The 19,663-nt window shown below is 65.9% G+C and carries 20 protein-coding genes and 1 tRNA gene; 11 read left to right on the top strand and 10 right to left on the bottom strand.

Annotated features, from left to right (window positions below):
- Nucleotides 1-66: 66 nt before the first annotated feature.
- A complete protein-coding gene (locus tag V6R86_RS05575) occupies nucleotides 67-2,250 on the bottom strand; it encodes a prolyl oligopeptidase family serine peptidase (RefSeq protein ID WP_338502780.1) in 2,184 nt (727 codons plus the stop codon).
- A gap of 99 nt (nucleotides 2,251-2,349) precedes the next feature.
- On the opposite strand from V6R86_RS05575, the gene V6R86_RS05570 reads away from it, so the two are divergent.
- The 4 genes from V6R86_RS05570 to V6R86_RS05555 are packed head-to-tail and all read left to right on the top strand — an operon-like array spanning nucleotide 2,350 to nucleotide 6,819.
- A complete protein-coding gene (locus V6R86_RS05570) occupies nucleotides 2,350-3,558 on the top strand; it encodes a M20 family metallopeptidase (protein ID WP_338502778.1) in 1,209 nt (402 codons plus the stop codon).
- Between the two features lie 5 nt (nucleotides 3,559-3,563).
- Nucleotides 3,564-5,549, top strand: a complete 1,986-nt coding sequence (locus tag V6R86_RS05565; RefSeq protein WP_338502777.1) for an OPT family oligopeptide transporter — start codon at nucleotides 3,564-3,566, stop codon at nucleotides 5,547-5,549.
- Nucleotides 5,546-5,992, top strand: a complete 447-nt coding sequence (queF, locus tag V6R86_RS05560; RefSeq protein WP_338502776.1) for a preQ(1) synthase — start codon at nucleotides 5,546-5,548, stop codon at nucleotides 5,990-5,992. Before V6R86_RS05565 ends, queF begins: the two co-directional genes overlap by 4 nt.
- Nucleotides 5,992-6,819, top strand: coding sequence for a sulfurtransferase (locus tag V6R86_RS05555; protein ID WP_338502775.1), 828 nt, complete (start codon nucleotides 5,992-5,994; stop codon nucleotides 6,817-6,819). The genes queF and V6R86_RS05555 overlap by 1 nt, the downstream gene beginning before the upstream one ends.
- Nucleotide 6,820: 1 nt before the next feature.
- Here V6R86_RS05555 and V6R86_RS05550 read toward each other — a convergent pair whose 3' ends face one another.
- The 6 genes from V6R86_RS05550 to V6R86_RS05525 form a co-directional block, all read right to left on the bottom strand.
- Complete coding sequence (locus V6R86_RS05550; RefSeq protein WP_338502774.1) at nucleotides 6,821-7,177, bottom strand: hypothetical protein; 357 nt, start codon at nucleotides 7,175-7,177, stop codon at nucleotides 6,821-6,823.
- Nucleotides 7,178-7,256: 79 nt separating this feature from the next.
- Nucleotides 7,257-7,808, bottom strand: a complete 552-nt coding sequence (locus V6R86_RS05545) for a winged helix-turn-helix domain-containing protein (RefSeq protein ID WP_338502772.1) — start codon at nucleotides 7,806-7,808, stop codon at nucleotides 7,257-7,259.
- A gap of 24 nt (nucleotides 7,809-7,832) precedes the next feature.
- The gene (locus V6R86_RS05540; protein ID WP_338502771.1) at nucleotides 7,833-8,252 is read right to left on the bottom strand and encodes a DUF3035 domain-containing protein; all 420 of its coding nucleotides are present in this window, start codon (nucleotides 8,250-8,252) and stop codon (nucleotides 7,833-7,835) included.
- Nucleotides 8,245-8,709 carry a signal peptidase II gene (gene lspA / locus V6R86_RS05535; RefSeq protein WP_338505420.1) on the bottom strand — a complete coding sequence of 155 codons (465 nt, stop codon included), beginning with the start codon at nucleotides 8,707-8,709 and terminating at the stop codon, nucleotides 8,245-8,247. Before lspA ends, V6R86_RS05540 begins: the two co-directional genes overlap by 8 nt.
- A 32-nt stretch (nucleotides 8,710-8,741) precedes the next feature.
- Nucleotides 8,742-11,657 carry an isoleucine--tRNA ligase gene (gene ileS, locus V6R86_RS05530; protein ID WP_338502770.1) on the bottom strand — a complete coding sequence of 972 codons (2,916 nt, stop codon included), beginning with the start codon at nucleotides 11,655-11,657 and terminating at the stop codon, nucleotides 8,742-8,744.
- A 101-nt stretch (nucleotides 11,658-11,758) separates the two neighbouring features.
- Nucleotides 11,759-12,694, bottom strand: coding sequence for a bifunctional riboflavin kinase/FAD synthetase (locus tag V6R86_RS05525; RefSeq protein ID WP_338502769.1), 936 nt, complete (start codon nucleotides 12,692-12,694; stop codon nucleotides 11,759-11,761).
- Between the two features lie 225 nt (nucleotides 12,695-12,919).
- On the opposite strand from V6R86_RS05525, the gene rpsM reads away from it, so the two are divergent.
- The 4 genes from rpsM (at nucleotide 12,920) to rplQ (ending at nucleotide 15,479) form a co-directional block, all read left to right on the top strand.
- Complete coding sequence (rpsM, locus tag V6R86_RS05520) at nucleotides 12,920-13,288, top strand: 30S ribosomal protein S13 (protein ID WP_338502768.1); 369 nt, start codon at nucleotides 12,920-12,922, stop codon at nucleotides 13,286-13,288.
- 93 nt (nucleotides 13,289-13,381) lie between these two features.
- Entirely contained in the window at nucleotides 13,382-13,771 is a 390-nt protein-coding gene (gene rpsK / locus V6R86_RS05515; RefSeq protein WP_029941296.1) for a 30S ribosomal protein S11, read from the top strand.
- 76 nt (nucleotides 13,772-13,847) lie between these two features.
- Nucleotides 13,848-14,939: a DNA-directed RNA polymerase subunit alpha gene (locus V6R86_RS05510; protein WP_338502767.1), complete on the top strand. Its 1,092-nt coding sequence runs from the start codon at nucleotides 13,848-13,850 to the stop codon at nucleotides 14,937-14,939.
- A 114-nt stretch (nucleotides 14,940-15,053) separates the two neighbouring features.
- Nucleotides 15,054-15,479, top strand: coding sequence for a 50S ribosomal protein L17 (rplQ, locus tag V6R86_RS05505; RefSeq protein ID WP_338502766.1), 426 nt, complete (start codon nucleotides 15,054-15,056; stop codon nucleotides 15,477-15,479).
- A 77-nt stretch (nucleotides 15,480-15,556) separates the two neighbouring features.
- Here the strand turns inward: rplQ and V6R86_RS05500 are convergent, their stop codons facing one another.
- The 3 genes from V6R86_RS05500 to V6R86_RS05490 all read right to left on the bottom strand — a co-directional run bounded on the left by V6R86_RS05500 (nucleotide 15,557) and on the right by V6R86_RS05490 (nucleotide 17,847).
- Nucleotides 15,557-16,012 carry a hypothetical protein gene (locus V6R86_RS05500; RefSeq protein ID WP_338502765.1) on the bottom strand — a complete coding sequence of 152 codons (456 nt, stop codon included), beginning with the start codon at nucleotides 16,010-16,012 and terminating at the stop codon, nucleotides 15,557-15,559.
- A 74-nt stretch (nucleotides 16,013-16,086) separates the two neighbouring features.
- Entirely contained in the window at nucleotides 16,087-16,887 is an 801-nt protein-coding gene (locus V6R86_RS05495) for an undecaprenyl-diphosphate phosphatase (protein ID WP_338502764.1), read from the bottom strand.
- Nucleotides 16,888-16,893: 6 nt separating this feature from the next.
- Nucleotides 16,894-17,847, bottom strand: coding sequence for a complex I NDUFA9 subunit family protein (locus V6R86_RS05490; protein WP_338502763.1), 954 nt, complete (start codon nucleotides 17,845-17,847; stop codon nucleotides 16,894-16,896).
- Between the two features lie 122 nt (nucleotides 17,848-17,969).
- Here V6R86_RS05490 and V6R86_RS05485 point away from each other — a divergent pair.
- From V6R86_RS05485 to V6R86_RS05475, 3 genes are all read left to right on the top strand, one after another.
- A tRNA-Leu gene (locus V6R86_RS05485) sits at nucleotides 17,970-18,056 on the top strand.
- Nucleotides 18,057-18,248: 192 nt separating this feature from the next.
- Nucleotides 18,249-19,034 (top strand): DUF2569 domain-containing protein, encoded by a 786-nt coding sequence (locus V6R86_RS05480; protein ID WP_338502762.1) that lies wholly within the window; start codon nucleotides 18,249-18,251, stop codon nucleotides 19,032-19,034.
- A gap of 389 nt (nucleotides 19,035-19,423) precedes the next feature.
- The gene (locus V6R86_RS05475) at nucleotides 19,424-19,639 is read left to right on the top strand and encodes a Flp family type IVb pilin (protein ID WP_338502761.1); all 216 of its coding nucleotides are present in this window, start codon (nucleotides 19,424-19,426) and stop codon (nucleotides 19,637-19,639) included.
- Nucleotides 19,640-19,663: the final 24 nt, after the last annotated feature.

Genomic DNA, 19,663 nt, shown 5'->3' with positions numbered 1-19,663 from the left:
CTTCCAGTGTTGATGGCAGTGCAGCCTCCCCGGCAACATGTCGGGGAGGCTGCCTGTCGTTTGGGCTTACTTGATTGCGAGACCGGTGAAGCGGGCCATGAACGCGGTCACGTCACTCGCTTCCTCGATGATCTTGTCGGTCGGCTTGCCCGAGCCGTGACCCGCGCGGGTCTCGATCCGGATCAGCTGGGGCGCGCCGGTCGGGTGCGCGTGCTGGAGCGCGGCGACATATTTGAAGCTGTGCCCCGGCACCACGCGGTCGTCGGTGTCGGCGGTGGTGACCAGGATCGCCGGGTAAGCGACGTTCGCCTTGACGTTGTGGTAGGGCGAATAGGCCAGCAGGGTGCGGAAATCAGCTTCCTTGTTGGGATAGCCGTAATCGTCGACCCAGTAGCGCCCGGCGGTGAAACGGTCGAAGCGCAGCATGTCCATCACGCCAACCGCCGGATTGGCCGCGGCGAACAGGTCGGGACGCTGGTTGACCACCGCGCCGATCAGCAGGCCGCCATTGGAGCCGCCCTGCACCGCCAGACCACCCTTGGGCGTCACGCCCTGCGCGATGAGGGCCTCACCGGCGCCGATGAAATCGTCGAACACATTCTGCTTGTTGGCGAGGCGGCCGGCATCATGCCACGCCTTGCCATATTCGCCGCCGCCGCGAATGTTGGCGAGGACGTAGGCTCCGCCCTGCTCGAGCCACGCGAGGCGCGTCGCCGAGAAGCTCGGCGTCAGCGAGACGTTGAAGCCGCCATAAGCGTAGAGCAAGGTCGGCGCCGGGCCGCTCATGCCCTTCTTGCGCACGATAAACATCGGCACGCGGGTGCCGTCCTTGGACGCGAAGAAGCGCTGTTCGACGGTGAAGTCGTCGGGGTTGAACAGAAGCTTCGGCTCGAACCAGGCGGTGCTGGCGTTCGAGCGCACGTCGTAGCGATAGATGGTCGACGGGCGGTTGAAGCTGGTGAAGGCGAAGAAAGTCTCGGGATCGTCGAGATCGCCCGAGAAACCGCCCGCGGTGCCGAGACCCGGAAGCTCGATCACCCGCTCGCGCGCGCCTGTCAGGCTGTGCACGCGGACCTCGGTCGCGGCGTCTTTGAGATAGGAAGTGACGAGCTTGCCGCCGACCAGGCTCGACCCGCTCAGCGTTTCGGCCTGCTCGGGCACGATCGTGCGGCTATTGGGGCGCGCGGCGTTGACGTCGATCGCCACCACCTTGAGGCGCGGCGCGCCGTCATTGGTCTGGAAATAATAGGTCGACCCGCGATTGCCGATGTAGCTGTAATCGTGGGTGAAGCCCGGAATCAGCACGCGGCGGGTCGGCTTGGCCTTTTGCCAGTCCACCAACGTCACTTCATAGCGCTCGTCGGTGCCGCTCGACGAGGTCACCACCAGCGTTGAACCATCGTCGCTGACGGTCGCGGTGTTGCTGAGTTCGGGCTTGTCGGGGCGGTCGAACATCAGCCGGTCGGCGCTCTGCGCGGTGCCGAGGCGATGGTAGTAAACCGCCTGGTTCTTGTTGAGCGACTGGAAGTCCTGGCCACCGCTGCTTTCGGGGAAACGCGAATAGAAGAAGCCGCGATTGTCCTTAGACCACGACAGGCCCGAGAACTTCACCCACTTGATCTCGTCGCCCACAACCTTGCCGGTGTTGACGTCGAGGACCTTCAGGGTGCGCCAGTCGGAACCGCCGTCCTGAATCGCATAAAGCAGGTAGCGGCCATCCTCGCTCGGCACCCATTCGGCGAGCGCGGTGGCGCCGTCGGCGCTGAAGGTATTGGGATCGATCAGCAGCCGCTCAGGGCCATTGACGCTGTCGCGCACATACAGCGGCGACTGGTTCTGGAGACCGGTGTTGCGGGCGTAGAAATAGCGGCTGCCCTTCTTCACGGGCACGCCGACGCGCTCGTAATTGTAGAGCTCGGTCATTCGCTTCTTGAGGATGTCGCGGCCCGGCAGCGTGTCGAGAAATGCGTCGGTGACCTTGTTCTGTTCGGCGACCCAGGCGGCAACCGCCGGGTCCTTGCGCACGTCGTTCTCGAGCCAGCGATAGGGATCGGCGACGGCCACTCCGAACTGGTTTTCGACCACATTGCCACGCTGGGTCGCCGGATAGGCAAGCGCCGTCGCGGCGGCGGGGGTCGTCTCCGGCGCCACCAAAGCTTCGACCGCCGGGGGGGCTGGGATCGGGTCGACAGGCGGGGTGGTGGAGCAGGCGGCGATCGGAAGCGTCATCAGGATCAGGCTCTTGCGCATGGAAGTCCCTTGGGGTCGGGGTGGGGTCGGCACGTGCTAGGCAGCGCGCGGGATAAGGGCAAGCTTGCCTCTCAATCCAAACCGTCGCATCCCCGAGCCATGACCCTCGTCAACACCGATTTTCACGCCGCGGCCGAAGCCGAATATGAGGCCATGATCGCGCTTCGGCGCGCAATCCATGCCGATCCCGAGCTCGGGCTGCATTGCACCCGCACCAGCGCCAAGCTGAAGGCGAGCCTCGAAGGGCTGCCGCTCGAAATCCGCGACTCGAAAAGCACCAGCGGCTTCGTCGCGATCCTGCGCGGCGCGCGCCCCGGCCGCACCGTGCTGCTGCGCGGCGACATGGACGCGCTTCCGATCCACGAGGAAACCGGCCTGGAATTCGCGTCACAGACCCAGGGCAAGATGCACGCCTGCGGCCACGACACCCATTCGGCGATGCTGTCGGCGGCCGCACGGATTCTGAGCGCGCAGCAGGCGAGCCTCGAAGGCACGGTGATCTTCATGTTCCAGCCGGGCGAGGAAGGCCATCACGGCGCCCGCTTCATGATCGAGGACGGGCTGCTCGACGACCCCGCGCCCGACGGCGCGTTCGCGCTGCACATCTGGCCGACGCTGAAGGGCGGGCAGGTCACCAGCCGCGAAGGTGCGCTGCTCGCCTCGACCGACGCGCTCAACGCCACCATCCGCGGCCGCGGCGGGCATGCGGCGATGCCCTATCAGGCGGTCGATCCCATTCCCGTCGCCTGCGAAGCGGTCGGCGCGCTCCAGCAGTGGATCGCCCGGCGGGTGCCGTTCTTCGATTCGGCAGTCATCTCGATCACCCAGATCCACGCCGGAACCGCCTACAACATTGTACCCGAAGTGGTGGAGCTGAAAGGCACGCTGCGCACGCTCTCCGACACCCGCCGCGAGGCCGGCCGGGCCGCTTTCGAGCAAATCGTGAAGGGCGTCGCCGCGACCCACGATTGCACCGCCGAGGTCCGCATCGACCAAGGCTATCCCGCCACCCGCAACGACCCGCGCGCGGTGGCGATGGTCGAAACCCTCGCTACCGATCTGTTTGGCGAGGGCACTTATGAAGAGATGCCGAGCCCGGTGATGGGCGGCGAGGATTTCTCGTACGTGCTCCAGAAGGTGCCGGGCTGCATGGCGTTTATCGGCGTCGCGCCCGAAGGTCATGAGGATCCCGAAAGCCGCCCCTCGCTGCATCACCCGAAAATGACCTTGGAAGAAAGCTGGCTGAGCCGCGGCGTCGCGCTTCACTGTGCCTTTGCGACGCGCTTCCTGGCGCGCGGCTGGGAGTAAGCGCGATGCGGGAACTGACGCTTCGCGGGGTGCTGCTGGGCGCCGTCCTGACCCTGCTCTTCACCGCCGCCAACGTCTATTTGGGGCTCAAAATCGGCCTCACTTTCGCGACGAGTATTCCGGCCGCGGTGATCTCGATGGCGGTGCTGAAAGCGTTTCGCGACACCACCATCCAGGAAAACAACATCGTACAGACCATCGCCTCGGCGGCGGGCACGCTGAGCGCGATCATCTTCGTCCTCCCCGGCCTGGTTATGATCGGCTGGTGGACAGGCTTCCCCTATTGGCTGTCGGTCGCGGTGATCGCGATCGGCGGCATCCTCGGCGTGATGTATTCGGTGCCGCTGCGCCGCGCCTTGGTAACGGGAAGCGACCTTCCTTATCCCGAAGGCGTTGCCGCGGCCGAAGTGCTGAAAGTCGGCGCGGGCGTCGGCGGGGCGGAGGAGAATAAGAAGGGCCTCGCCGCCATCATTCTTTCGAGCCTCGTCAGCGCTAGCTATGCGCTGGCGACCCAGCTCAAGCTGGTGACGGCCGAAGCCGCCCGCACGGTGCCGGTCGGGGCCGGGGGCACGACCCTGTCGGGCAGCCTCAGCCTCGCGCTGATCGGGGTCGGCCACCTCGTCGGCCTCGGAGTCGGCATCGCGATGATCGTGGGCCTAGTCATCAGCTGGGGCGTGCTGGTCCCGTGGCTGACCGCGCTCACCCCAGCAGCGGCGGGGGTAGAACTCGGCGACCATGTCGGCGCCATCTTCCGCTCCGAAGTTCGCTTCATCGGCGCCGGCACCATCGGCGTTGCGGCGATCTGGACCCTGCTCAAGATCCTCCCCGCGATCAGCCGCGGCATCGCCGGCGCACTCGCCGCCGGCCGCCAGCGTGAAGGCGGCGGGCAGGAAAGCCTGCCGCTGACCGAGCGCGATCTTCCGATCAAGCTGATCGGCGGCGCGATCCTGCTGCTGATGCTGCCGATCGCCGGGCTGCTCGCTTATTTCGTCAGCGGCACCGACCTTCACGAGCACGTCGCCGCGCTGATCGGTTTCAGCCTCGCTTACATTCTGATCGCGGGCATCATCATCGCCAGCGTCTGCGGCTACATGGCGGGCCTGATCGGCGCGTCGAACAGTCCGATCTCGGGCGTCGGCATCCTTGCCGTCCTCGGCATCAGCCTGATCCTCGCTGCGCTTTTCGGGGGAGACCTGACGCCCGAGATGACCCGGACCCTGGTCGCCTTTGCGCTGTTCGTCACCGCCGTGGTGTTTGGCATCGCCACTATTTCGAACGACAATCTGCAGGATCTCAAGACAGGGCAGCTGGTCGGCGCGACCCCATGGCGGCAGCAGGTGGCGCTGGTGCTGGGCGTGCTGTTCGGAGCGCTGGTGATCCCGCCGATCCTCGACCTCCTGAACGGTGCCTTCGGCTTCCAGGGTGCGCCGGGCGCGGGCGAGAATGCCTTGGCCGCCCCGCAGGCCGCGCTGATCTCCGCCATCGCCCAAGGCGTCCTCGGCGGCAATCTGCGCTGGGATCTGATCGGCATCGGCGCCGCCATCGGCGCAGTGGTAATCGTCATCGACGAGCTTCTGCGCCGCACCGGCAAGAAAAGCCTGCCCCCGCTCGCGGTGGGCATGGGCATCTACCTGCCGATGGCACTGACCCTGCTGATCCCGATCGGCGCGCTGCTCGGCCACCTCTACAATCGCTGGGCCGAACGCTCCGGCAATTACGAGGTCAAGGAACGGCTCGGCGTGCTGATGGCGACCGGCCTGATCGTCGGCGAAAGCCTATTCGGCGTGGCCTTTGCCGGCGCGGTCGCGGCAACCGACGACGACACGCCCTTGAGCCTGTTCCCCGACGGGTTCGAGCCGAGCGTTCTTCTCAGCATCGTCGTGTTCACCGCCGCGGTGCTGTTCCTCTATTCCTCCACCCGCCGCAGTGCCGCCGCCCTTCCCGCGGTCGCCGGCGAGCCCGACATCACCCAAGAAACGACCTATCGATGACCCCTAAATATCTCGGCCAGAACAGCGGCCTGCCTGCCTCGCCCGAGGAAGCCGCGCTCGATTACGTGCCCAATCCGCGCACCGGCAGTCTCTACCTCGTGCGCTTCGCCGCGCCCGAATTCACCTCGCTCTGCCCGGTGACCGGCCAGCCCGACTTCGCGCACCTCGTGCTCGACTATGCGCCGGGCGAAACGATCGTCGAATCCAAGAGCCTGAAGCTGTTCCTCGGGTCCTTCCGCAATCATTGCGGGTTTCACGAGGATGTGACCGTCGGCATCGGCCAGCGCCTGTTCGACGAAATGAAGCCCAAGTGGCTGCGCATCGGCGGTTATTGGTACCCGCGCGGCGGCATTCCGATCGACGTGTTCTGGCAATCGAGCGCCCCGCCCGAGGGACTGTGGGTGCCCGACCAGGGCGTGGCGAGCTATCGCGGGAGAGGGTGATGGACGATCTGGTCTCGGTGTCGTGGCTGGCCGCGAACATGGCTTCGGCCGATGTGGTGGTGCTGGACGCGAGCTGGCACCTCGATCCCAAGCGCGACGGCCGGGCCGACTACGACAAGCAGCACATCCCGGGCGCGCGCTTCTTTGATCTGAAAGCCCTGTCCGATCCCGCCGCCGGCTCGCCCCACATGCTGCCGTCCGCCGAAGCGTTCGGTGCCGCGATGACCGAACTCGGCGTGGCGCCCCACGACCGCATCGTCGTCTATGACGACAGCGCCATCCATACCTCGGCCCGCGCCTGGTTCATGCTGCGCCACTTCGGCGCGACGCAGGTCGCGATCCTCGACGGCGGGCTCCCATGCTGGATCGCCGAAGGGCAGCCGGTCACCGCCGAGCCGCCGCCTTCCCGCCCTGCCCGCTTCGATGCAAAGGTCGCCCGCCCGCAGGCTGTCGCGACCAAGGCCGAACTGCTGCGCGGGACCGGCATGCCGATCGCCGACGCCCGTCCGGCCGAACGCTTCAAGGGCACGACACCCGAGCCGCGGCCGGGGATCGAACCGGGGCACATCCCGGGCGCCCGCAATCTGCCGATGAGCGAGCTCTACGGCCCCGACGGGCGCTTTCGTCCGGTCGGCGAGCTCAAGGCCGCCTTCGCCGCGGCTGGAGTCGATCCCGAGCGGCCGTTCGTCGCCAGCTGCGGGTCGGGCGTCACCGCCAACAGCCTGATCTTCGCCGCGCGCCTGCTCGGCAATCGCGACACGCGGCTGTACGACGGCAGCTGGAGCGAATGGGGCGCGGATCCGCTGACCCCAAAGGAAGTCGGCTAGTTCAGGCGCGGCCCACGAACAGGGCTTCGATCCCGGCAAGATCACGGCGCAGCGTTTCGCCAAGCACGGCAAGCGCCGCGGGGTGAGTCGTCGCGCCCGTTCCCTCGGCGCCGATCAGCGCCTCGATCCCCGCCGCCGCCGCACCCGCCGCACCGATCGAACGGCTGTCGGCGCAGGCCTGCAGTGCGGGCGAGCTTAGCGGAAGCAAGGCCTCGAAGGTGATGTCGTCCAGTGGACGGCGCGGACGCCCTTCGAACATCTCGACCAGTCCCAGCGCCTTGCGGACGCTGCGCAGGCGATCGACCGCCTCGCCATAAGGGGCGCCGGTGGCGGGTTGCTCGGGCTGGAAATGGATCATGCGACTCGAAGTAAAGCCGCGTGGTTGAGAAGACGTAAATGCGCCTGCCCCGCCGCCGCCCGGCAGCGAGGCTCAGCGGTCAGTCGGCCGCGTTGTCGAGATCGCGCAGGATCCAGCCGCGCTGGGGGATGGTCTCGATGAACTCGGCCCCGTTGCTTGCCATCCGGAGCTTCTTGCGCAGCTTGGAGATGAACACGTCGATGATCTTGGGCTGCGGCTGGTCGTCGGCACGGCGATAGAGATGCTTGAGCAGCATGGTCCGCGTGACCACGTTGTTGCGCGCAAAGGCGAGCAGTTCGAGCACGCGATATTCCATCTCGGTAATCGCGATCGGATGGCCGTCGATGCGGATCAGGCGCTGCACCTGGTCGACGCTCATTCGCCCGCCGCACAGGGTCGGCGGAAGCTCGGATCCTTGCGCCTTCAGGCTGGCGAGCAGCTTGGAGGCGACATCGTCGGCGTCGTCGCGCGCGCCGAGGCTGACAGGCGCGCCGATCAGCTGCTGCTGAAGCTCGGCCACCAGCGCATGCGCCTCGTCGGCAAACTTAGTCCCTTCCTCGAACCGCTTACGCGATTTTTCGAGCAGGGCCTCGACCTCGACCAGTCGGGCGGAAATCGTATCGTCGGCCATTCTTCCCCCGTCCTTATGTTCTCGTTACGGTGCCTGAACCGAAGCTTCCTGGCCATCGCCCGCCGGTGCGGACAGGATGGTCTGGGTCAGCGCGCCCTTGTCGACCACCGCGGTGTCCGGGCTTCCGGCGACCGAGCGGGCACCGAGCGCGGCGCGGTCGGCACCGGCTTTCTCGAGCAGGCCGGTCTCGCTCGCCGGACGCGGCGCGGGGCCGCCGAACAGCGCCTGGATTGCTTGGCCCTGCGCGCCTTCCGGCGACAGGCTGGCGGTGCCGGCGCGCGGCGGGGTCAGGCTGTAGTCGGGCGGGATCACCAGCGGCGCATTGCGGGCGACCCGGAACTCGTCGAGGTTGGACCCGGGACTGCCGCCGATCCCGAGCGCGGCGCAGCCGGACAGGGCCAACCCGGCGCCGAGGAGGGAAAGAAGGGAAAGCTGCTTACGCATTGTCAGGCTCTTTCGAAGGCTTTGGCTCGCGGACCAGAAAGGCGCGCAATATCAGGATCACGACGCCGATGCTAATGCATGCGTCGGCGACATTGAAGACCAGGAACGGACGAAACTCGCCGATGTGAAGGTCGAGGAAGTCGAAAACGTATCCAAGCCGTGCGCGGTCGACGATATTGCCGAGCGCGCCGCCGAGCACGAGGCCGAGCGCGAGCTGATCGCCGCGCTGTTCCTCGCGGGTCAGCCACCAGGCGACCACCCCGGCGATGACCGCGGTCATCGCGACCAGCAGCCAGCGGCTGGACTCGTTGCTGGCTGTCAGCAGGCCCAGCGAGATGCCGTAATTGTGGACGCGGGTGAAGTCGAAGAACGGCAGGACGTGAATATTCTGTCCAAGCTCGGTCAGCCCGATCGGCCCCGCGACCAGCCATTTGGTCAGCTGGTCGAGGACGAACATGCCCCCCGCAAGCGCGAACCCGGCGCGGCCCTTCACGCCACCACCTCTTCGCAGCGCGCGCACAGGTCGCCGTCGTCAACGACCTCGGGCAGGTGGCGCCAGCAGCGGCCGCATTTGTGGAGCTCGGTGCGATGGGCGATCACCGCGGGTCCTTCGACCACCGTGCCGGTGTCGAGCAGGACTTCGGACACGATGAACAGCTCGGCCAATTCGTCGGCCGACAGCATCGGACGGTCGGCGCTGTCGGGCAGGCCGATCGCAACCTTGGCCTCGAGGCTCGAGCCGATCGCCTTTTCACGCCGCATCGGCTCGATCTCGGCCGTCACCTGCTCGCGCAAGGCGCGGTAGCCCGTCCAGATCTCCAGCAGGCGGCGGTCGGTGCCGTCGGGCAGTTCTGGCCAGTCGCTGAGGTGCACGCTCGGCGCGTCGGGGTAGCGGGTCGCCCACACTTCCTCGGTGGTGAACACCAGGATCGGGGCAAACCAGCGAACCAGAGCATGGAACAGGGTGTCGAGCAGGCTGCGGTAAGCGCGGCGCTTCGGATCGTCCGATGCGTCACAGTACAGGCAGTCCTTGCGGATATCGAAGTAGAAGGCCGACAAGTCGTTGTTGCAGAAATCGCTCAGCGCGCGGGCGTAGCCGTTGAAGTCATAGGCCTCGAGCGCGGTCCGAAGTTCCTCGTCGAGCTTGCTGAGCAGCGCCGCCATGTAGCGTTCGAGCTCGGGCATTTCGGCGAAGTCGGTGACCCGCTCGGCTTCCTCGAAGCCTTCCAGCGCGCCAAGCAGGTAGCGGAAGGTGTTGCGGATCTTGCGATAAGCGTCGCTCACGCCGGCAAGGATCTCCTTGCCGATGCGATGGTCCTCGGTGAAGTCGACCGAGGCGACCCACAGGCGCAGGATGTCGGCCCCGGTTTCCTTCATCAGGTCGAGCGGATTGACCGTGTTCCCCAGGCTCTTGGACATTTTCATGCCCTTGGAATCCATGGTGAAGCCGTGGGTCAGCACCGTATCGTACGGCGCCCGGCCGCGGGTCGCGCAGCTTTCCAGCAAGCTCGACTGGAACCAGCCGCGATGCTGGTCGGAGCCTTCGAGATAGAGGTCGGCGGGCCAGCGCTGCTCGGGCCAGTGGCCGCTTTCCAGCGTGAAGACATGGGTGCAGCCGCTGTCGAACCAGACATCGAGGATGTCGGTAACCTGCTCGTAATCCTCGGGATTGCGGCCTTCGCCGAGGAAATGCTGCGCGGCGCCTTCTTCGGTCCAGGCGTCCACGCCCTTTTCGCCGATGGCGGCGACGATGCGGGCGTTGACCTCGGGGTCGACCAGATACTTGCCGCTCTTGCGATCGACGAACAGGGTGATCGGCACGCCCCACGCGCGCTGGCGGCTGAGTACCCAGTCGGGGCGCCCCTCAACCATCGAGCCGATCCGGTTGCGGCCCTTGTCGGGGACGAAGCGGACCCGGTCGATCTCGGACAGGGCGCGCTGGCGCAGCGTGGTGCCGCCCTCGATCGGCTGGTCCATGCCGACGAACCATTGCGGGGTGCAGCGGTAAATGACGCGGGCCTTGGAGCGCCACGAATGCGGGTAGCTATGGCGGAAGTCGCCCGCGCTCAGCAGGGCGCCGGCCTCACGCAGATCGGTGCAGATCGGACCGTCCGGCCCATTGAATTTGGTGTTGATGACCGAGCCCTGTCCGCCCAGCCACAGCCAGTCCTCGCGATACTTTCCGTCGCCCTCGACCGCGAAGACGGGATCGATCCCGACCGCCTTGCACGCCTCGAAATCCTCCTCGCCATGATCGGGCGCCATGTGGACGAGGCCGGTGCCGGCATCGGTGGTGACATGCGGCGCCGCGATCAGCGGGCGTGGCTTGGCGAAGAATCCGCCGAGCGCGTGCATCGGGTGGCGGGCGATGGTGCCGGCAAGCTGCTCGCCGCGCCATGTGACGGGCGGCGGCGGCGGGTTCTCGGCCTCGAACTTTTCCAGTTCGGCGAGGATCCGCTGATGCTCTTCGGGCGAAATGTCGATCGTCGGAGCGTCATCATCCTTGTCGAGTGTTTCGCTTAAACGCTTGATAAGCGCGTTCTTGAGGTCGGAGGCGACGAGATAGCGGCGAACGGGATAGCCCCACTCGATGACTTCGTATTCAATGCTCTCGCCGAACGCGATCGCCTGGTTGACCGGAATGGTCCACGGCGTCGTGGTCCACACCACCGCATAAGCGCCCACCAGCTCGGGGACCGGACTTTCGACGATCTCGAACGCGACGTCGATCTGGGTGCTCGTCACATCCTCATATTCGATCTCGGCTTCGGCCAGCGCGGTCTTTTCGACCGGGCTCCACATCACCGGCTTGGCGCCGCGGTAAAGCTGGCCGCTTTCAGCGACCTTGCAGAGTTCGCCGACGATGGTCGCCTCGGCGCTGTAATCCATCGTCAGATAGGGCTTGTCCCATTGCCCGAGGATGCCGAGCCGCTGGAACTGCTCGCGCTGCACGTCGACCCAATGCTGGGCGTAGGCACGGCATTCGGCGCGGAACTCGGCCGGCGGGACCTCGTCCTTGTTGCGCTTCTTCTTGCGATACTGCTCCTCGACCTTCCATTCGATCGGGAGGCCGTGGCAGTCCCAGCCGGGCACGTAGGGCGCGTCCTTGCCGAGCAAGGTCTGGGTGCGGACGACCAGGTCCTTCAGCGTCTTGTTGAGGACGTGGCCGATGTGGATGTCGCCATTGGCGTAGGGCGGGCCGTCATGAAGGATGAACTTCTCACGGCCGTCGCGGGCGGCGCGGAGCTGGCCGTAGAGATCGGCGTCCTTCCACCGGGCAAGGATCGCCGGCTCCTTCTGCGGCAGGCCGGCCTTCATCGGGAAGGCGGTCTTGGGCAGGAACACGGTGTCGCGCCAGTCCCTCTTTTCAGAGGCGTCGCGCTTTTCTGGGGTCTCGTCGGACATGTCGCGCCGGGCTCTAGCGGGGTGAAGCGAGCTTGCAAAGAAACCCGTCATTGCGAGCCGCAGGCGAAGCAATCCATTCGCCTTCCCGTTGGATTGCTTCGCTACGCTCGCAATGACGGAAGAAGGAGCCGCCGTGCCTCGGCCTCGTCGCTGCGCATCTGTTCGGCCAGCGCGTCCATGCTGTCGAAGCGGCGCTCGGGGCGGAGGAAATGGTGCAACGCGACCTCGATCTCCTGGCCGTAGAGATCGCCCGACCAGTCGAAGAGATACGCCTCGAGCAGCTCGACCGGCGGCTCGAAGGTCGGGCGGACGCCGACATTGGCGACCCCGGCGACCTCGCTTCCGTCAGCCAACCGCACACGCACCGCATAGATGCCATAGGCCGGGCGCTGGTAGTCGCCGAGCGTCAGGTTGGCGGTCGGATAGCCAAGCTCCCGCCCGCGCTTATCACCGTGCTGGACGGTGCCGCGGATGGCGAAGGGCCTCGTCAGCAGACGGGTCGCGGTCGCGGTGTCGCCCTCGGTCAGCGCCTGGCGGATGCGGCTCGAACTCACGGCTTCGTCGCCAAGCGCCACCGGCGGCACCGCTTCCGCCGACAAGCCATGGGCAGCGCCAAGCGTGCGCAAACTCTCCGCATTGCCCCCGCGCCGCGCGCCGAAGGTGAAGTCTTCGCCCGTCACCACCGCCGCGGCGCCGACTCGCTCGGCCAGCATGGCGACGAAGTCCTCGGCGCTGGTCGCGGCCAAATCCCCGTCGAAGCCGAACACCAGCATCGCATCGGCGCCCGCCGCCGCAAACCGCTCCTCGCGCTGATCGAGGCTGGTCAGCCGGAACGGCGCCGCATCGGGCTTGAAAAAGCGCACCGGATGGGGATCGAAGGTCGCGACGACCGCCGGCCGCCGCTCATGCGCCGCCCGCGCCACCGCGCGCCCGACCACCGCCTGGTGGCCAAGGTGAAAGCCATCGAAATTGCCAAGGGCCACGACACTGCCCCGGAAGCGCTCCGGAATGTCGTCGGCCAGAAGGAGGCGCTGCATCTTGGTTGCCGCTGTAGGCGAGACTGCGCTTCGCCGCTAGTGAGCCGTTGACTCTCTCGCACTTGCAGCATATCTGCGCCCTATCCCGTTCCTCCGGTCCCGGCGGCGCCCTCGTTGCGTCCGCCGTTTTGGCGTTAGTCTGGACTGGAATGCGGGGTGCAAGCGACGAGATGGGTTGGCATGACCGCCGGCCCGTGGAGCTAACCAGAGGAAGAACGCACCTTCATGGCACGTATCGCCGGGGTCAACATCCCCACCAACAAGCGCGTCGAAATCGCGCTGACCTACATCCACGGCATTGGTCGCACCAAGGCCAAGGAAATCGCCGCCAAGCTGAACATCGCTTCGGAGCGCCGGGTTCAGGACCTGACGGACCAGGAAGTCCTGTCGATCCGCGAAACCATCGACGCCGATCACACGGTCGAGGGTGACCTCCGCCGCGAGACCGCGATGAACATCAAGCGGCTGATGGACCTCGCCTGCTATCGTGGTCTGCGCCACCGCAAGGGCCTTCCGGTCCGCGGCCAGCGCACGCACACCAATGCGCGCACCCGCAAGGGCAAGGCCAAGCCGATCGCGGGCAAGAAGAAGTAATCGCGCTGAGGCGCTCGGCGCCACGCTTCATGCGTGGTGACGATCGCCTCCCGGCTTCTTCCCCCAACACAGCTTTTGCAAGGATAGTAGGATATGGCACGCGAACCTCAGCGCCTTCGGCGCCGCGAGCGCAAGAACATCTCGGCGGGCGTTGCCCACGTGAATGCGAGCTTCAACAACACCATGATCACCATCACCGACGCGCAGGGCAATGCGATTGCCTGGTCGAGCGCCGGCATGATGGGCTTCAAGGGCAGCCGCAAGTCGACCCCGTATGCCGCGCAGGTCGCGGCCGAAGACGCGGGCCGCAAGGCTGCCGACCACGGCGTCCGCACGCTCGAGGTCGAGGTCAAGGGTCCGGGTTCGGGCCGCGAGAGCGCGCTTCGCGCCCTTCAAGCCGTCGGCTTCCAGATCACCTCGATCCGTGACGTGACCCCGATCCCGCACAACGGCGTCCGTCCGAGCAAGCGTCGCCGCGTCTAACCGGCGCGCCGACCTTCTCGAACCAACCCCGTATCTCTAGGGGGCCGGACGCGGCCCCCGCTGCCAAGGAAGACAAATGGCCGTCAACGCAAAGAACTGGCAGGAACTGAAGAAGCCGAACGCGCTGGAGCGCAAGGTCGCCGGCGACGCGCGCCGCAAGGCCGTGTTCGTGGCCGAGCCGCTGGAACGCGGATTCGGCATGACGCTCGGCAACTCGCTCCGCCGGGTTCTGCTTTCCAGCCTTCAGGGCGCCGCGATCACCTCGATCAAGATCGAAGGCGTGCTGCACGAATTCTCGAGCCTCGCCGGCGTTCGCGAGGACGTGACCGACATCGTGCTCAACACCAAGCAGGTCGCTTTGAAGTTCGAAGGCGAAGGTCCCAAGCGCCTTCACCTCACCGCCACTGGCCCGGGCCCGGTTACCGCCGGCCAGATCCAGACCTCGGGCGACATCGAGATTACCAACCCCGATCTCGTGATCTGTCATCTCGACCAGGGGGCGACGCTCAACATGGAACTGACCGCGGACGTCGGTAAGGGCTATGTCGCGGCGGCCAACAACCGTCCGCTCGACGCGCCGATCGGCCTGATCCCGATCGACTCGCTCTACAGCCCGGTGCGCCAGGTCGCCTACAAGGTGGAAAACACCCGCGTGGGCCAGGAACTGGATTATGACAAGCTGACGCTGACCGTCGAAACCGACGGCACCGTGACCCCGGAAGAAGCCGTCGGCTATGCCGCGCGCATCCTCCAGGACCAGCTTGCCCTGTTCGTCGGCTTTGACGACCAGAGCTATCGTTCGGCCTCGCCGATGATCGGCCAAGCGGCACCTTCGTCGTCGACGCCGATGGCGGGCGGCAGCGCGATGCCGGAAACCACCGACACCAATCAGCTCAATCGCTACCTCCTCAAGAAGGTGGACGAGCTCGAACTGTCGGTCCGGTCGGCCAACTGCCTCAAGAACGACAACATCATCTACATCGGTGACCTCGTTCAGAAGACCGAGGCCGAGATGCTCCGCACGCCGAACTTCGGCCGCAAGAGCCTCAACGAGATCAAGGAAGTCTTGGCCTCGATGGGTCTGCGCCTCGGCATGGACATCCCGGGCTGGCCGCCCGAGAACATCGAAGAGATGGCCAAGAAGCTCGAGCAGGAAATGCTCGGCTAAGGCCCCTGCCCCGGCTTCGGCCGGGGCACAGCAGGGTAAGGGCGGTGCCCTCATTCACCGCCTGGCTGGGCCTACCTTGAACGGGGTCCTGACGAACAAAGAAGGAAGAACATCATGCGACATCGCGTTGGCCATCGTAAGCTGCAGCGGACCTCGGCGCACCGCGCGGCCATGTTCCGCAACATGGCGGCGGCGCTCATCAAGCATGAGCAGATCACCACCACCCTCGCCAAGGCGAAGGAGCTTCGTCCCTATACCGAGAAGCTCGTCACCCTCGCCAAGAAGGGCGGCCTGTCGAACCGCCGTCTCGCCCACGCCCGTCTGCTCGACGACGCAATGCTGGTGAAGCTGTTCGACGTGCTGGCCGAGCGTTATGCGGGCCGCAGCGGCGGTTACTGCCGCGTGGTCAAGGCCGGCATCCGTCTGTCGGACGCCGCGCCGATGGCGATCATCGAGTTCGTCGACCGCGACGTTTCGGCCAAGGGCCAGGACAGCGGCCCGGTGATGATCGACGACGAGGACGATCAGCTCGCCGCCTAAGAGGTAGCCGCCTGAAAGAGAAAGGGTCGCCCCGGCAGATGCTGGGGCGGCCCTTTCTTTATGCCTCGAAGGCGCGATCAGCGGCGCGGATAGCCCGGCTGCGGCACATTGGCGGTGGCCCGCTCGATCTCCTCGCCGGCCTTGTTCAAAGCCTCGCGGATCACGGGCAGCGTGCGGGCCATGGCCCGGCCGCCGGCGACCACCGCGCCCTTGCTCTGCTCGATGCTGGAGGCGACCTCGCGCTCGTCGGTGCCGGTGACCGAGCGCACGGTGCGCTGGCGATCCTGGCGGGTCACCGGGCGGTTCTCGACCGCGGCTTCGAGTTCACCCACGGGCAAGTCGAGCAGCGCGCGAGTCACGGCGCCGACCATGTTGCCGATCTGATCGATCGCGCCGCCGTTGACGATTTCGGGCGGAAGCTGAGCGTAGGCGGGGTCCGAATAAAGCGGCGGCTCGGGCGGGCGCGGCGCGACCTGCGCGGCGGCAGGGGTAGCAACGGCGGCCAGCAGCGCGAGCGAAAGCAATTTACGCATGACAATGTCCTCGGCTGTGAAGCGAATCTGACGGCTCTATAGCAGCTTAACCCTAAGCCTGCCTGAACGGCGGTTCAGCGCAGCGTCAGCCAGGTCAGCGCCGCGGCCCCCGCCACGATCCGGTACCAGCCGAAGGGCGCGAAGCCGTGGCGAGTGACGAAAGCAACAAACAGCTTCACCACCACGATCGCGACCACGAAGCTGACCAGGCTGCCGATCAGGATGTTGCCGACCATCGCCGGCTCGATCCGGTCGTGGTGCTTGAGCAAGTAGTAGGCCGTCGCGCCCGACAGGGTCGGCATGGCGAGGAAGAAGCTGAATTCCGCCGCAGTCTTGCGGTCGACGCCCAAGGCCATCGCGCCAAGGATGGTCGCGCCCGAGCGGCTGACACCCGGGATCATCGCCACGCACTGCACCGCGCCGACCAGCGCCGATTGCCTGAGTGATAGGTTTTGGACGCCGTTGCATTCCTTCGGGCGAACGACCTTTTCGAGGATCAGGATCGCGACGCCGCCGATGATCAGCGCCCAGCAGACCACCACCGCATTGCCAAGCAATTTCTCGATCTGATCGCCGAACAAGAGCGCCAGTACCACCGCGGGGACGCAGGCGACGACGAGGTTGCGAACGAAGCGCCAGGCGCCGGCTTCCTTGCGGAACAGGCCGGTGAACACATCCCAGAAGGTCCGCCAGTAAAGCACCACGATGGCGAAAATCGCGCCCGGCTGGATCGCGACGTTGAACGCTTCCCAGTCGGTGGCGTCGAAACCGAGCAGTTCGGTGGCGAGGATCAGGTGCCCGGTCGAACTGACGGGCAGATATTCGGTGAGGCCCTCGACGACGCCGAGGATGATGACCAGCCAGAGTATCGGCATGAAGGCTTAGCCGACGCTCGCCTGGGCGCGGCGGCTGGCGAAGCGGCCGCCTTCGTTGAAGCGGTCGAGCCAGTCGGGCGCCACGGCGGCGAGCGGGGTCGGCTGGATACCGAAGGCTTCGAGCCCCGGGCCGCTCGCGACATTGTCCTTTCGCAGCATGATCCACTGGTCCCGGGTGATCGGCGCGCCGGGGAGGAAGCCGAAGCGGCTCATCACATCCCCGACGAAGTCCGGCAGGTCGATTAGCTCGGGGCTCCGGCCGGCGGCCTCGGCGATCACGCGGTTGAGTTCGTGCATGGTGAGCACGTCGGGTCCGCCAAGCTCGAAGGTCTTGCCGCCGAACGCGCCGGGGTTCTGAGCCGCCTTGGCGATCGCGGCGCCAAGGTCGCGGACGTAGATCGGCTGGAAACGGGTCTTGCCGCCGAGCACGGGCACCAGCGGCAGGCGGCTCATGCCGGCGAAGCGATTGGTGAACTCGTCTTCCTGCCCGAACACCACGCTTGGGCGAATGATGGTGGCTTGGGGATAGGCGGCGCGCACCTTGTCCTCGCCCTCGGCCTTGGTCCGGCTGTAGAGCGACGCGCTGTCCTTGGCGACGCCGATGGCCGAGATGTGGACCAGGCTTTCGACACTCCTCGTAGCCGCCAGCTCTGCGATCCGGCCCGGCGTCTCGCCATGCAGCGTGCCGAGCTTGCCGCCGAACGCACCAACGAGATTGATCACGCCCCACGCCCCCTCGATCGCCGCTTCCAGGCTGTCGGGACGGGTGAAATCGGCGCGGACGAGATCGAGCTGCCCGACCGCCGCGAGCGGCTGCAGGAAGAAAGCATCGCGCGGGGTGCGCTGGGCCACGCGGACCCGGACGCCGGTCTTGAACAGGGCTTCGCAGACATAGCGACCGATAAAGCCGCCGCCGCCGAAAACCGTGATGATCCGCTGCTGCCAGTCGTTCGCCGTCATGGGCGCTGCCCTAGCCTTGCGGGCTTCCTGCGACAAGGCACGTGAAAGCTTGTTGACAGCCCCTTCCCCCTCCCCCTAGAGGCGCCCTCCTACCGGCGAGACTTCTCGCGAATAGCTCCTGTGCCCAGGTGGCGGAATTGGTAGACGCACCAGCTTCAGGTGCTGGCGCTCGCAAGGGCGTGGAGGTTCGAGTCCTCTCCTGGGCACCATTTTCCGACAGGTTCGATTGCGGAGGAGCTCATCTCGAATTGAGATGGCCTGAAGGCCCGCTTGGCCTCATTCCTTTCCCGCACGAAGCCCTTCCTGACGGCGAAGGAACTGCCAGGCTGATACAGCATTAACCACGATGCAAGGGTTGGTGGGCACAAGGTCGGTTGATTAAAAGTGATCGGAACCGCCACGTGCAATTCTTTCACCATCCGCTGGTGCGGCACACTCAGAGCAAGCTTCACGCCCGGTCGCTGACGCTGCTCGCGGGGTTGGAGGGCAACCTCGGCCGAATTGCGCTGTGGTGGATGGGTACGATAGCCGCCGCCGCGGCGCTCAGGATCGCGATCAGTCCGCTGCAATCGGTGCAACCGATCAGCGTCGCGCCCTACCTCCTTCTGATCTGCGCGCCGGTCACCAGTTTTTTCCTTGCCTTGCGCTGGTTTGCGGAGGGCCCGGCGATGCCGCAACCGCGCATTCGGCTGGCCCGGATCGGGCGCTGGCGCGACGTCACGCCGGCCGAAGCGAGCCGGCATCCTCTTCACGGCACCAGCGGGATCATGGTCAGCCTGCTGATCGGCATGCTTCTGAACGTCCCCGTTCGCGCCGTCGAATATCTGGTCACCATGCCGGCGATCCCACCGGCGGTGCCCGGCTGGCTGGCAGTGCTGCACAACGCGATGACGATGGACGTGGTGATCATCAGCAGCCTTTATGTGATCGCCTTTGCGATGGCGCTGCGACGGTCGCCGATGTTTCCGCGGTTTCTGGCAATGGTCTGGATCGCGGACATCGCGGCGCAGATGCTGATCGCGCGTACCGTGATGGCAACGGACGTGCCGCCGGGCGTGGCAGCGGCGTTGCACGACCTGCTTCAGGGCAATCTTACCAAAGTAATGATCAGCGCCGGTCTTTGGCTGCCGTATCTGCTGCTCTCGACGCGAGTGAACGTCACGTTTCGGCACAGGGTCCCGCGCTGAGTCGCACAGGCGAGTCGTTGTCAGTCCGTTTCATTTTCTCGCCAAAAAGACAGACTTTTGCCCCTGAATGGTCGTCCACATTTGAAACAAGAAAAAGATCTGTCTGACGTCGATTTTCCGGAAAATTCCTCGCGGTCAAAGACTTGGCATTATTCGTTGCCATACCTGTTTCGCAACACAGGTTAAACTATACTGTTGACTTAATGAGTTGGTTAAGACCTTCTTAACGCAGCCGAGCGGGCCCAGGGGTGCTCTTGGCAATCTGGAGCCGGGGGGCATCAGGGTTTCGTTGCCCAGCACCAGACTGCCTCAAAATCCCTTCGCCAAGACGCGACGCTGTCTGGGAGGCGTCCGGATGTGGACGTCCATTTGAAGAGGGGATTTTTCCAATGACGTTCATCAACATGCTTCGTGACGAATCCGGCGCCTCGGCGGCGGAATATGCGCTGATCCTCGCGATCGTCGGCACCGGCATTGCGGCAGCCGCTCTATTCCTCGGTGGCGAAGTGAGCCGGGCAATGAATGGCGCTGGCGACAGGATTTGCGCCGATCCTGATGGCGCGGATGAAAGCATCTGTCGCGATGGCGCCACTCCGGCGGCGTAAGGTAAGTTTTCTTGGCCCCCGTTT

The organism is Sphingomonas kaistensis, assembly GCF_036884275.1.
GTDB lineage: Bacteria > Pseudomonadota > Alphaproteobacteria > Sphingomonadales > Sphingomonadaceae > Sphingomicrobium > Sphingomicrobium kaistense_A.
This window is presented reverse-complemented; position numbering and strand designations above follow the sequence as displayed.

Bases quoted from the DNA above. Each gene is read 5' to 3' on its own strand.
- V6R86_RS05565 (WP_338502777.1), top strand. From the start codon at position 3,564: ATGCGGGAACTGACGCTTCGCGGGGTGCTGCTGGGCGCCGTCCTGACC.
- V6R86_RS05510 (WP_338502767.1), top strand. From the start codon at position 13,848: ATGGCCGTCAACGCAAAGAACTGGCAGGAACTGAAGAAGCCGAACGCG.
- rpsM (WP_338502768.1), top strand. From the start codon at position 12,920: ATGGCACGTATCGCCGGGGTCAACATCCCCACCAACAAGCGCGTCGAA.
- V6R86_RS05570 (WP_338502778.1), top strand. From the start codon at position 2,350: ATGACCCTCGTCAACACCGATTTTCACGCCGCGGCCGAAGCCGAATAT.
- lspA (WP_338505420.1), bottom strand. From the start codon at position 8,709: ATGTTCGTCCTCGACCAGCTGACCAAATGGCTGGTCGCGGGGCCGATC.
- V6R86_RS05550 (WP_338502774.1), bottom strand. From the start codon at position 7,177: ATGATCCATTTCCAGCCCGAGCAACCCGCCACCGGCGCCCCTTATGGC.
- V6R86_RS05555 (WP_338502775.1), top strand. From the start codon at position 5,992: ATGGACGATCTGGTCTCGGTGTCGTGGCTGGCCGCGAACATGGCTTCG.
- V6R86_RS05495 (WP_338502764.1), bottom strand. From the start codon at position 16,887: ATGCCGATACTCTGGCTGGTCATCATCCTCGGCGTCGTCGAGGGCCTC.
- V6R86_RS05540 (WP_338502771.1), bottom strand. From the start codon at position 8,252: ATGCGTAAGCAGCTTTCCCTTCTTTCCCTCCTCGGCGCCGGGTTGGCC.
- V6R86_RS05525 (WP_338502769.1), bottom strand. From the start codon at position 12,694: ATGCAGCGCCTCCTTCTGGCCGACGACATTCCGGAGCGCTTCCGGGGC.
- rpsK (WP_029941296.1), top strand. From the start codon at position 13,382: ATGGCACGCGAACCTCAGCGCCTTCGGCGCCGCGAGCGCAAGAACATC.
- V6R86_RS05490 (WP_338502763.1), bottom strand. From the start codon at position 17,847: ATGACGGCGAACGACTGGCAGCAGCGGATCATCACGGTTTTCGGCGGC.
- V6R86_RS05545 (WP_338502772.1), bottom strand. From the start codon at position 7,808: ATGGCCGACGATACGATTTCCGCCCGACTGGTCGAGGTCGAGGCCCTG.
- rplQ (WP_338502766.1), top strand. From the start codon at position 15,054: ATGCGACATCGCGTTGGCCATCGTAAGCTGCAGCGGACCTCGGCGCAC.
- queF (WP_338502776.1), top strand. From the start codon at position 5,546: ATGACCCCTAAATATCTCGGCCAGAACAGCGGCCTGCCTGCCTCGCCC.
- V6R86_RS05575 (WP_338502780.1), bottom strand. From the start codon at position 2,250: ATGCGCAAGAGCCTGATCCTGATGACGCTTCCGATCGCCGCCTGCTCC.
- V6R86_RS05475 (WP_338502761.1), top strand. From the start codon at position 19,424: ATGACGTTCATCAACATGCTTCGTGACGAATCCGGCGCCTCGGCGGCG.
- V6R86_RS05500 (WP_338502765.1), bottom strand. From the start codon at position 16,012: ATGCGTAAATTGCTTTCGCTCGCGCTGCTGGCCGCCGTTGCTACCCCT.
- ileS (WP_338502770.1), bottom strand. From the start codon at position 11,657: ATGTCCGACGAGACCCCAGAAAAGCGCGACGCCTCTGAAAAGAGGGAC.